The sequence below is a fragment of the Bradyrhizobium altum genome (assembly GCF_020889705.1).
Lineage (GTDB): Bacteria > Pseudomonadota > Alphaproteobacteria > Rhizobiales > Xanthobacteraceae > Bradyrhizobium > Bradyrhizobium altum.
This window is the reverse complement of sequence record NZ_JACMYP010000287.1, coordinates 1-10,587: the sequence shown is the minus strand read 5'-3', so window position 1 is coordinate 10,587 and position 10,587 is coordinate 1. Positions and strand designations below refer to the sequence as shown.

The 10,587-nt window shown below is 66.3% G+C and carries 12 protein-coding genes and 1 pseudogene; 3 read left to right on the top strand and 10 right to left on the bottom strand.

Features of this window, described 5'->3' with window-relative positions; translation table 11 throughout:
• The 5 genes and pseudogenes from H8B02_RS40130 to rsmI all read right to left on the bottom strand — a co-directional run.
• Positions 1 to 137, bottom strand: a pseudogene (locus H8B02_RS40130) (ATP-binding protein); the annotation flags it as partial.
• 106 nt (positions 138 to 243) lie between these two features.
• Positions 244 to 1,215, bottom strand: coding sequence for an MBL fold metallo-hydrolase (locus H8B02_RS40125; RefSeq protein ID WP_229171227.1), 972 nt, complete (start codon positions 1,213 to 1,215; stop codon positions 244 to 246).
• Positions 1,216 to 1,402: 187 nt separating this feature from the next.
• A complete protein-coding gene (gene gshB, locus H8B02_RS40120) occupies positions 1,403 to 2,350 on the bottom strand; it encodes a glutathione synthase (RefSeq protein ID WP_229171226.1) in 948 nt (315 codons plus the stop codon).
• Positions 2,351 to 2,380: 30 nt separating this feature from the next.
• Positions 2,381 to 2,764, bottom strand: coding sequence for a YraN family protein (locus H8B02_RS40115; RefSeq protein ID WP_229171225.1), 384 nt, complete (start codon positions 2,762 to 2,764; stop codon positions 2,381 to 2,383).
• Positions 2,751 to 3,704, bottom strand: coding sequence for a 16S rRNA (cytidine(1402)-2'-O)-methyltransferase (gene rsmI, locus H8B02_RS40110; RefSeq protein ID WP_229171224.1), 954 nt, complete (start codon positions 3,702 to 3,704; stop codon positions 2,751 to 2,753). Before rsmI ends, H8B02_RS40115 begins: the two co-directional genes overlap by 14 nt.
• A 219-nt stretch (positions 3,705 to 3,923) precedes the next feature.
• Between rsmI and H8B02_RS40105 the strand changes: the two genes are divergently transcribed.
• Positions 3,924 to 5,138, top strand: a complete 1,215-nt coding sequence (locus H8B02_RS40105; RefSeq protein WP_229171223.1) for a penicillin-binding protein activator — start codon at positions 3,924 to 3,926, stop codon at positions 5,136 to 5,138.
• A gap of 191 nt (positions 5,139 to 5,329) precedes the next feature.
• Here H8B02_RS40105 and hemW read toward each other — a convergent pair whose 3' ends face one another.
• The 3 genes from hemW to rph are packed head-to-tail and all read right to left on the bottom strand — an operon-like array spanning position 5,330 to position 7,834.
• Positions 5,330 to 6,487 carry a radical SAM family heme chaperone HemW gene (gene hemW, locus H8B02_RS40100; protein ID WP_229171222.1) on the bottom strand — a complete coding sequence of 386 codons (1,158 nt, stop codon included), beginning with the start codon at positions 6,485 to 6,487 and terminating at the stop codon, positions 5,330 to 5,332.
• Positions 6,474 to 7,109 carry an RdgB/HAM1 family non-canonical purine NTP pyrophosphatase gene (gene rdgB / locus H8B02_RS40095; RefSeq protein WP_229171221.1) on the bottom strand — a complete coding sequence of 212 codons (636 nt, stop codon included), beginning with the start codon at positions 7,107 to 7,109 and terminating at the stop codon, positions 6,474 to 6,476. Before rdgB ends, hemW begins: the two co-directional genes overlap by 14 nt.
• Before the next feature lie 11 nt (positions 7,110 to 7,120).
• A complete protein-coding gene (gene rph, locus H8B02_RS40090) occupies positions 7,121 to 7,834 on the bottom strand; it encodes a ribonuclease PH (protein ID WP_016841497.1) in 714 nt (237 codons plus the stop codon).
• A gap of 172 nt (positions 7,835 to 8,006) precedes the next feature.
• Between rph and hrcA the strand changes: the two genes are divergently transcribed.
• Together hrcA and grpE are read left to right on the top strand one after the other, a co-directional pair.
• Entirely contained in the window at positions 8,007 to 9,095 is a 1,089-nt protein-coding gene (gene hrcA, locus H8B02_RS40085; RefSeq protein WP_021078184.1) for a heat-inducible transcriptional repressor HrcA, read from the top strand.
• 164 nt (positions 9,096 to 9,259) lie between these two features.
• The gene (grpE, locus tag H8B02_RS40080) at positions 9,260 to 9,865 is read left to right on the top strand and encodes a nucleotide exchange factor GrpE (RefSeq protein WP_229171220.1); all 606 of its coding nucleotides are present in this window, start codon (positions 9,260 to 9,262) and stop codon (positions 9,863 to 9,865) included.
• A 45-nt stretch (positions 9,866 to 9,910) separates the two neighbouring features.
• On the opposite strand, the gene H8B02_RS40075 is transcribed toward grpE, so the two are convergent.
• Both H8B02_RS40075 and H8B02_RS40070 read right to left on the bottom strand, forming a co-directional pair.
• Positions 9,911 to 10,336 carry a VOC family protein gene (locus tag H8B02_RS40075; protein ID WP_229171219.1) on the bottom strand — a complete coding sequence of 142 codons (426 nt, stop codon included), beginning with the start codon at positions 10,334 to 10,336 and terminating at the stop codon, positions 9,911 to 9,913.
• 68 nt (positions 10,337 to 10,404) lie between these two features.
• On the bottom strand, positions 10,405 to 10,587 hold a 183-nt coding region (locus H8B02_RS40070), incomplete at its 5' end, for a helix-turn-helix domain-containing protein (protein ID WP_229171218.1).

The following is a 10,587-nucleotide window of genomic DNA, read 5'->3' as shown; positions in this document are numbered from 1 at the left end:
TCGCGCGCCTCCGACACCGCCTTATCGGGCAGGCCGACGATGGCGAATGCCGGCAATCCGGGCGCGACCTGCACCTGCACGTCGACCGCGCGAGCCTCGATCCCCTCGAATGCGACGGTGGAAACCCGCTGGACCATGCTGCCCCTATCTTCCGCCACCCAAGGTAGCGGAGCGGGCTTCCCAGCGCAAGAACATTAAGGGAACATCCGGGGGCGACCTGCGCCGCTCCCGGATGCGCCGCTGTCACAGCGTCATCTGCATCGGTTCCGGATAATAGTGGAAGCCCTCGCCGGCCTTGGCGACGTGGCCGTAGCCCGGCCAGGCGAAGTGATAGGACATCACGGGCGTCTTGTTCGCGGCCAGCATCTCCAGCAGCTTGACCCGCGAGTTCGCCGCCTGCTTCGGATCGGTGTCGTAGGAGAATTCCATCCGCGGCCGCTCCAGCAGCAGCACCGCGTGATGCGAGAGGTCGCCGAGGAAGGCAAAGGATTTGCCGCCCGAGCTCACCATGAAGATGGTGTGGCCCACGGTGTGGCCGGGCGCCGCGATCGCCTGCACGCCGGGCAGGAACTCCTGGCCGTCCTTGAAGAACACGATGCGGTCGCGCACCGGCAGCAGGTTCTTGCGGGCATGCACGACAAAGTCCTTCAACGGACTGCCCATCTTGCCTTCGTCGGTCCAGAAATCGAGATCGCTTTGCGCGATGTAGTACTGCGCATTCGGGAACAGCGGCTTGTCGTCGGCGCCGACAATGCCGCCGATATGATCGATATGCGCGTGCGACAGCACGACGGCGTCGATGTCTTCCGGCTTGATGCCGGCTTCCTGCATGCTCTTCTGCTGCCGGCCGGTGGTCGGACCGAAGGCCTTCGAGGTGCCCATGCCGGTATCGAACAGGATCAGCCTGTCGCCCATGTTGACGATCGGCGAATTCTGCTCGAGCACGACATTGTCGGGCGAGAGGAAATTGTCGGAGAGCATCTTCTTCACTTCTTCCTTCGGCACGCCGGTGAAGGTGCCGGAAGGATCGCCGAGCGGAAGCGGCCCGTCGGAGACGACGGTCACTTCGGCATCGCCGAGCTCGAAGCGGTGCCAATAGGGTGTTTGCGTGCCGAGCTTCGGCGCGCGCGCCTGTGCGGTGCCGCCGAGTAGTGTGCTGGCGCCGAGACCGGCACCGAGCGCGAGCAAGGATCGTCGTGAGACATTGAGCGTCATAACGTCTTCCTCCACAATTTTTTATGAGATTTTCGCGTTGTCGCCCGCGTTGGCCCGCCGCTTGACCTGACGCAGGCAAGAGGATGCTGCCTTCGCCTGCGCAAGCTGGCAAGTAGAATAAGGCGAACGCAGGCGCGGTCGAACTCCGGCTAGAGTTCAACCTGCATGTGCATCGCACAAGGGAGGATTATTTCGCGGCGCGCTTCTTCTCGATGGTATCCCAGATCATCGCTGCGACGTCCGGGCCGTTGAGCCGCTGAATGGCGCGGATGCCGGTCGGCGAGGTCACGTTGATCTCGGTCAAATTGCCGTCGATCACGTCGATGCCGACGAACAGCAGGCCAAGTTCGCGCAACGCGGGCCCGACAGTGGCGCAGATTTCGCGCTCGCGATCCGAGAGCTCGGTCGCCTTGGCCGCACCGCCCCGCACCATGTTGGAGCGCAGATCGTCGGCCGCCGGCACGCGGTTGACGGCGCCGGCGAACTCGCCGTCGACCAGGATGATGCGCTTGTCGCCATGCTTCACCTCGGGGAGGAAGCGCTGGATCACCCAGGGCTCCTTGAAGGTGACCGAGAACATGTCGAACAGCGAGCCGAAGTTCATGTCCTGCGGCATCACGCGGAAGACCGCGGCGCCGCCATGGCCGTGCAACGGCTTCATGACGACGGCGCCGTGCTGGTCGCGGAAGGCGTTGATCTCGTCGAGGTCGCGCGAGATCAGGGTCGGCGGCATCAGCTGCGGGAAATTCATCACGAACAGCTTCTCCGGCGCGTTGCGCACGCTGGCCGGATCGTTGACGACCAGGGTCTTCGGATGGATGCGCTCGAGGAAATGCGTCGAGGTGATGTAGGCGAGATCGAACGGCGGGTCCTGCCGCAGCAGCACGACGTCGAAGCCGTTGAGGGCCTCCCGCTTCGGCTCGCCCAGCGTGAAGTGATCGCCGACCTCGTCGCGCACGGTGAGAGACTGCACCGGCGCCACCAGCTCCTCGCCGCGCAGCGACAGCTTGTCGGGCGTGTAGTAGGAAATGCCGTGGCCGCGCTTCTGCGCCTCGAGCAGCAGCGCAAAGGTCGAATCGCCGCGGATGTTGATGCGCGCGATGGGATCCATCTGGACGGCGATCTTCAATTTCATAAGCGTATCCCGCGAGGTCTGAGGGTAACTTTAAGGGCTTGCGTCGAATGCCGCTAACAGATGGCGCGGCAGGCTCTTCGGCGCAATCAGCACGGCGTCGAATCTGAGATCAAATCCGGCATGTTCGGGATGCGCCATCAGCCAGGCCTGGGCGGCATTGACGATGCGCTGCTGCTGGCGCGGCGTCACCGCATAGGCGGCGTCATCGAGGCTGGCACGGGCCTTGACCTCGACGAAGGCGAGCAGATTGCGCCGGCGCACCACCAGGTCGATCTCGCCATAGGGGGTGCGGAAGCGCCTTGCCAGGATGCGATAGCCCTTGGCGATCAGGAGGGCCGCGGCGCGGCTCTCGGCCGATAGGCCGGTGCGGAACGCGGCGACGCGTTCGGGCGAGGCGCTGTCAGTCTTCGCCATCGCCGTCCCCGATGGTCTTCGCAAGCTCGAGGGCGCGCGCGTAGACCTCGCGGCGCGGCCGGCCCGACAGCTCGACCGCATGCGCGACCGCATCCTTGACGCTGCCGCGGCCAAGCTGCGCGCGCAGGAGGTCGTCGAGCGCTTCCTGGCCCATCACCCCGGCATCATCGGCCGGCGGTCCAATCACGAGCACGAACTCGCCGCGCGTCTCCAGCGCGTCCGCGCCTGCCGCAAGCTCGGCCACCGGCGCGCGCTTGACCTCCTCGTGCAGTTTGGTCAGCTCGCGGCAGATCGCCGCATCGCGCCCAGCCATGATCGCGGCGAGATCGCGCAGCGTGTCCTGCACGCGATTGCCCGATTCGAACATCACGAGCGTCGCATCGATCCGGGCGAGCTCGGTAAGCCGCGCGCGGCGCGCGTGCTCCTTCGCCGGCAAAAATCCCTCGAAGAAGAACCGGTCGGTCGGCAGCGCCGCAACCGACAGCGCTGATAGCACCGACGACGGTCCCGGCACCGCGGTGACGGCATGCCCGGCGGCGCAGACGTCGCGCACCAGCTTGAAGCCGGGATCGGAGATCAGCGGCGTGCCGGCATCGGAAACCAGCGCGATCGAGGCGCCCTGCGCCAGCCGCTCGAGGATCTTGGGCCGGGCCTGGGCCGCGTTGTGCTCGTGGTAGAGCGCCAGTTCGACGGTGATTGCGTAACGCTCGGTCAGCCGGCGCGTGATCCTGGTGTCCTCGCAGGCAATGACGTCGACGCCCGCCAGCGTTTCCAGCGCGCGCAGGGTGATGTCGCCGAGGTTGCCGATCGGGGTCGCCACCAGATGGAGCCCGGGCGCGGCCTTTGGCGCCGCCAGCTGCTGGCCGCCGATCGAAAAGGTTCTGGCCGCAGTGCCTGTCGTGGCATCGGAATGGTGGAGGGAACTGGCTTTTGCGCGCATAATGCCAATCTAGAGGGATGGCAGCACTTGCGCCACATCCGGAAACTGCGATGACGGTAGGCGGTTGCTGAGGGAAACGGGAGCCGCGGCAACGGCGCCGCGAGGCCATAATCCTTTTGTTTTAGTTAACTATTCGCCGACAATATGCCTGAATCCACCCGCCTCATCAGAGCTGGATGGAGTCCTGGCCGATCCTGGTCGGTCAAGAGAAGAGAGACGATGGCAGGCCCGCATCACCGCATGTCCCCGCCGTCGGGCACGACCCGGCGAACTGCGCTTGGTCTGCTCGTGGGTGCGCCGTTGCTGAGCGCCTGTTCCGGCATCCAGCAGAGCTTGAGCCAGTTTTCCAGCCCGTTCGGAGGCAACCAGGAAGCCGGTCCGGCCGGCCCGCCGCAACAGCCGCAAGCGGTCGGCACCGGGCAAGTCAAGATCGGGCTGATCCTGCCGCTGTCGGCTTCCGGCAATGCCGGGCTCGCCGCGCAGTCGATGCGGAACGCCGCCGAAATGGCGCTCGCGGAATTCCAGAATCCGAACATTCAGCTCCTGATCAAGGACGATGGCGGCAGCCCGCAGGGCGCGGCGCAGGGCTCCCAGCAGGCGCTATCCGAGGGCGCCGAGATCATTCTGGGACCGCTGTTCGCAGGCTCGGTGCCGGCTACCGCGCAACTGACGCGGCCGCGCGGCACCTCGGTGATCGCATTCTCCACCGATTCGAGCGTCGCCGGGCACGGCGTCTATCTGCTGAGCTTCCTGCCGGAGTCCGACATCAACCGGATCGTCGATTATTCCGCCGGGATCGGAAAACGCTCGTTCGCCGCGATGGTGCCGGACAACGCCTATGGCAACGTGGTCGAGGCCGCATTCAAGCAGGCGGTCGGCCGCAAGAACGGCCGCGTCGTCGCATTCGAGAAATATGGCGCCGATCGCGCGACGCCGGCGCGGACCGTGGCCCAGGCGCTCGGCCAAGCCGATGCGCTGCTGCTCGCCGACGACGGCGATTCGGTGGTCGCGACCGCCGACGCACTCACTGCAGCGGGTGCCAATCTGCGCAACATCCAGCTACTCGGCACCGGGCTGTGGGACAATCCGCGGGTGTTCGCGAGTCCGGTCCTGCAGGGCGGCCTCTACGCCGCGCCCGATCCGTCCGGCTTCCGCGGCTTCGCCGGCCGCTATCGCACCAAATTCGCCGGCGAGCCGGTGCGCACTGCGACGCTTGCCTATGACGCCGTGGCGCTGATGGCGGCGCTGGCGCGCACCCAGGGCGCGCAGCGTTTTGCACCGGAGACGCTGACCAATCCATCCGGCTTTGCCGGCATCGACGGCCTGTTCCGCTTCCGCTCCGACGGCACCAATGAGCGCGGCCTGGCGGTCATGAAGGTGGCGTCCGGCGGCGGCACGCCGGTCGCCGGCTCGCCGAAGAGCTTTGGCGCTTAATTTCGTCAGGCGGTCAAGCTGCCTTGTCGAGCGCCGGCACCCGCCCGCTACTTTGCATGGGGTTGTTTTCGATATTCTGGCAGCGTGCACCTAGAGCGTTTTCGAGCGAAGTGGATTCCGATTCGCGTGAAGAAAACGCGTCAAAACAAGAATCTAGAGCCCGTTCCGATTCAATCGGAACGGGATAGGCTCTAGGCGGCGAGATCCGCAACGACCGCGTCGAGCACCGGGAATCCCGACTTGGTCACGCGCAGCCGTCCGTCGGCATCGACGGCGATCGCGCCCTCCTCGCGCAGCATCGCGATCCGGTGCGGATCGAGCTTTCGGCCGGAAAGCTTCGCATAGCGGCTGGGATCGATGCCCTCGGCGAGCCGCAGCCCCATCAAGAGAAATTCGTCGGCGCGTTCTTCGCTGTTGAGGCTGTCATCGGTGACGACGCCATGACCGCGCTCCTCGACGTTCAACAGCCAGGCCTCGGGGCGCCGCTCGGTCGCGGTCGCGTGCCTGACACCGTCGATGTCGAGCCTTCCATGCGCGCCGGGGCCGATGCCGGCATATTGCTCGCCGCGCCAATAGACCAGGTTGTGCTTGCACTCGGCGCCGGCGCGGGCGTGGTTGGAGATCTCGTAGGCCGGCAATCCCTCGCGGGCGCAGACCTCCTGCGTCACGTCGTAGAGCGCGCGCGCGGTCGCTTCATCCGGGGTCTGCAATTTGCCGGCGGCATGCAGCCCGAAGAACGGTGTGCCTTCCTCGATCGTGAGCTGATAGAGCGACAGGTGCTCGGCCGCTTCCGAGATCGCCTGCTTCAATTCATCGGCCCACATCTGCGGCGTCTGGTCGGGCCGCGCGTAGATCAGATCGAACGAGTAACGGTCGAACGCAGAGCGCGCGATCGCAACCGCGTCGAGCGCCTCGCGCGCGGTATGCAGGCGGCCCAATGCCTTCAGCGAAGCATCGTCCAGTGCCTGTACGCCGAGCGAGACGCGATTGACGCCGGCTGCGCGATAGCCGCGAAAGCGCGTCGCCTCGACGCTGGTCGGATTGGCCTCGAGCGTCACCTCGACGTCGCGCGAGACCTGCCAGTGCTTGCCGATCGCATCGAGCACGGCGCCGACGGTTTGCGGCTGCATCAGCGAGGGCGTGCCGCCGCCGAGGAAGATCGACGACACTTCGCGTCCCGGCACCCGCGCGGCGGTGGTCTCGATCTCGCGGGCGAACGCGCGCACGAAGCGCGCCTCGTCGACCGGCGCGTGCCGGACGTGGCTGTTGAAATCGCAATACGGGCATTTCGACAGGCAGAACGGCCAGTGCACGTAGACGCCGAAAGCTTCTCGTTCAGCGTGGCTCAAGGCAGATCTCCGCGAGCTTCACGAAGGCGCGGGCGCGATGCGACAGGCCGAGCCCGAGCGGCGGCAGGCCGTGCTTCTCGATGCTGCTCATCTCGCCAAAGGTCCGCCTATACCCGTCGGGCAGGAAAGCCGGATCATAGCCGAATCCGGCGGTGCCGCGCGGCGGCCAGACCAGGGTTCCGTCGGCGCGGGCCTCGACCTCTTCGAGGTGATCGTCGGGCCAGGCCACGCACAGCGCGGAGACGAAATGCGCACTTCGGCGGTCCGGCGCGGTGGCGCCGCGCTCCTGCAGCAGGCGCTCGATCCGCGTCATCGCCGCCATGAAGTCCTTGCCCTCGCCGGCCCAGCGCGCCGAATAGATCCCGGGTGCGCCGTCGAGCGCGTCGACCACGAGGCCGGAATCGTCGGCGAAAGCGGGCAGTCCCGTCGCCTTCGCGGCCGCGATGGCTTTGATCGCGGCGTTGGCGCGAAAGCTGTCGCCGGTCTCCTCGGGCTCGGCGAGACCGAGCTCGCCGGCCGACACCGCCTCCACGCCGTGCGGCGCCAGCAGTTCCCGCATCTCGGCGAGCTTGCCGGGATTATGGGTGGCGATGACGAGCCTTCCGGTGATTCGGCGGTGCATGAGCGATCTGACTACGCCACCGCGATCTTTTGCAAGTCGACCAGACGCGCGACACCTTTGCGCGCCAGTGCCATCAGCGCCAGGAATTCACCTTCCGAGAACGGCGTCTTCTCGGCGGTGCCCTGCACCTCGATGATGCGGCCGTCGCCGGTCATGACGAAATTGGCGTCGGTGTCGGCCTCGGAGTCCTCGGCATAGTCGAGATCGAGCACCGGCGTGCCCTGGTAGATGCCGCAGGAGATCGCCGCCACATTGTCGCGCAACACGTTGGTCTTCAGCATGTTGCGGGTCTTCATCCAGTTGATGCAGTCGGCCAGCGCCACCCAGGCACCGGTGATCGAGGCGGTGCGGGTGCCGCCATCGGCCTGGATGACGTCGCAATCGACCGTGATCTGGCGCTCGCCGAGCGCCTCGAGGTCGACGGCTGCGCGCAGCGAGCGGCCGATCAGCCGCTGGATCTCGACCGTGCGGCCGCCCTGCTTGCCGGCGGAGGCCTCGCGGCGGGTGCGTTCCAGGGTGGCGCGCGGCAGCATGCCGTATTCAGCAGTGACCCAGCCGCGGCCCTGGCCCTTCAGCCACGGCGGCAACCGCTCTTCCAGCGTGGCGGTCACCAGCACATGGGTGTCGCCGAACTTCACCATGCAGGAACCCTCGGCATATTTGACGACGCCGCGTTCCAGCGACACGGGACGCAGTTCATCGGGCGCACGGCGGCTTGGCCGCATTGGAAATCCTCCAGAATTCCGAGAAAGTGGGTTGGGCGTGCTTGTAGGAGCGGGAAGGGGCAGCGGCAAGGGTTTTCGGCCCGGGTATGGTCCGCTGCCGGGGGGCCGAATGTATGCTTGTCACCGGCCTCCGGGAGCGACAGATTAGGCAGCAATTGTGAAGGACTGGAGTGTGACGCACCACGATCCGATAGGCCTGATCGCGCCGCATGCCGGGCTCGCCCAGCTCAACGAGCGTTCGCGCGACATTTTTCGTCAAATCGTCGAAAGCTATCTCGCGACCGGCGAGCCGGTCGGTTCGCGCAATATCTCGCGGCTGATCGCATTACCGCTGTCGCCGGCCTCGGTCCGCAATGTGATGTCGGACCTCGAACAGCTCGGCCTGATCTATGCGCCGCACACCTCCGCGGGCCGGCTGCCGACCGAACTCGGCCTGCGTTTCTTCGTCGACGCCCTGATGCAGGTCGGCGACCTCACCGAGGCCGAGCGGCAATCGATCCAGACCCAGCTTGCGGCCGTCGGCCGTGCGCAATCGGTCGAGGCGGCGCTCGGCGAAGCGCTGACGCGGCTGTCGGGGCTGACCCGTGCCGCGGCTGTGGTGCTGACGCAGAAGTCGAACGCGCGGCTGAAGCACATCGAATTCGTGCGGCTGGAGCCGGAGAAGGCGCTGGTCGTGCTGGTCGGCGAAGACGGCCAGGTCGAAAACCGAGTGCTGGCGCTGCCGCCGGGCGTGCCGTCCTCGGCCCTGACCGAAGCGACCAATTTCCTCAATGCGCGGATTCGTGGCCGGACGCTCGCAGAAGCGCGGCTCGAGCTCGAGACCGCATTGACGCAAAACCGCGCCGAGCTCGATCAGCTCACGCAAAAGGTCGTCGCGGCCGGCATCGCGAGCTGGTCCGGCGGCGAGAGCGAGGACCGCCAGCTGATCGTGCGCGGTCACGCCAATCTGCTCGAGGATCTGCATGCGCTGGACGATCTCGAGCGGATCAAGTCGCTGTTCGACGATCTCGAGACCAAGCGCGGCGTCATCGATCTGCTCGGCCGTGCCGAGCGCGGCGAGGGCGTGCGGATCTTCATCGGCTCGGAGAACAAGCTTTTCTCGCTGTCGGGTTCCTCCACCATCATCGCGCCCTACGGCGACGCCCAGGGCCGGATCGTCGGCGTGCTCGGCGTGATCGGACCGACGCGGCTGAACTATGCGCGGGTGATCCCGACCGTGGATTATGCCGCGCGCATCGTCAGCAAGATGCTGGGTGGCTGAGCGGACTGGATTTCGCCTTCATTTGACGGGTTTTCTTCGCCCGAACCGGAGATCCCAATGCCTGAGACCGGTATGTTGCGCTTGATTTTCGCCGCTCAAAGCACGATATCCCGGGCAGCAATCCCCAAGATTTGAACCGACGCGAGTTTTCGAGAAGGCAAGCCATGACCGATCCGAACCGGGCCAATGACAACACCGAGAATTCGGCGCCGACGGGTGAACCCGTGGTCTCGAAGCCTTACATCATGCCTGACGATCCCGAGGCGGGATCGGCTGAGGCGCTGGCCAAGGAACTCGCCGAGGCGCGCGACCGGACGCTGCGCACGCTGGCCGAGATGGAGAACCTCCGTCAGCGCACCCGCCGCGAGGTTGCCGACGCCAAGACCTACGGCATCACCGGCTTCGCCCGCGACGTGCTCGATATCGCCGACAATCTGCAGCGCGCGATCGATGCCGTGCCGGCCGAGACCAAGGAATCCGCCGATCCCGGCCTGAAGGCGCTGATCGAAGGCGTCGAGCTGACCGAGCGGTCGCTGCTCAACGCGCTGGAGAAGAACGGCGTCAAGAAGTTCGATCCGATCGGCGAGAAGTTCGATCCGAACTTCCAGCAGGCGATGTTCGAGGTGCCGGACACCTCGGTGCCGTCGGGCACCGTGGTGCAGGTCGTCCAGGCCGGCTACATGATCGGCGATCGCATCCTGCGTCCGGCGCTGGTCGGTGTTTCCAAGGGCGGCGCCAAGGCCGCTCCGAGCGCCGACATCACGGTCTGATCGGTCCGGCGCCGGCCCTGAAGCTGTGAGCTTGCTGCTGTCGTTTCACGGCAGCGGCTTCTCGTGCGCCTTCGGCCAATAGGTGCCGAAGCTCCAGAGATTTCCTTCCGGGTCACGGCAGGCGAAATCGCGGCTGCCATAGTCGGTGTCACGCAGTTCCATTTCGATCTTGGCACCCGCCGCCCGGGCCTTCGCATGCAGAGCGTCGGGATCGTCGACGGCGATGTAGATTGAATCGGTGCGGCGGCCGGTGGCATCGCCGACCAGCCTGCCATAGGCATCGTCGCGGCTCTGCCCCAGCATCAGCATCGAGGAACCGTAGGCGAGCTCAGCGTGGTGGATCACGCCGCCGTCGCGATAGACCACGCGCTCGGTGAATCCGATCACCGTCTTGAGCCAGGCGATCATCGCCTCAGCGTCCATGCAGCGCAGGGTGGGATAGATGCGGGGCGGTTCGATGTCGTGCTTCATGGTGGCTCACCTTTTTGGCTGACGGCGCCACTCTGCACGAGCCGATGCGGCTGCGGCTTGAAGGTTTGTTACCCGTCGAGCAACCCGTCGTCGGCGTGAACCAGCCGGCGGTCGGTCAGCGCCTGCCGGCGCGCCCACGCAGTGGGCGGTTCCCCTGCGAATTCGACGAACTCCCGTGCGAGATGCGCCTGGTCGGCATAGCCGCTCTCCGCCGCGATCCCCGCCCAGCCACGCGTGGCCCCGCTCTGGGC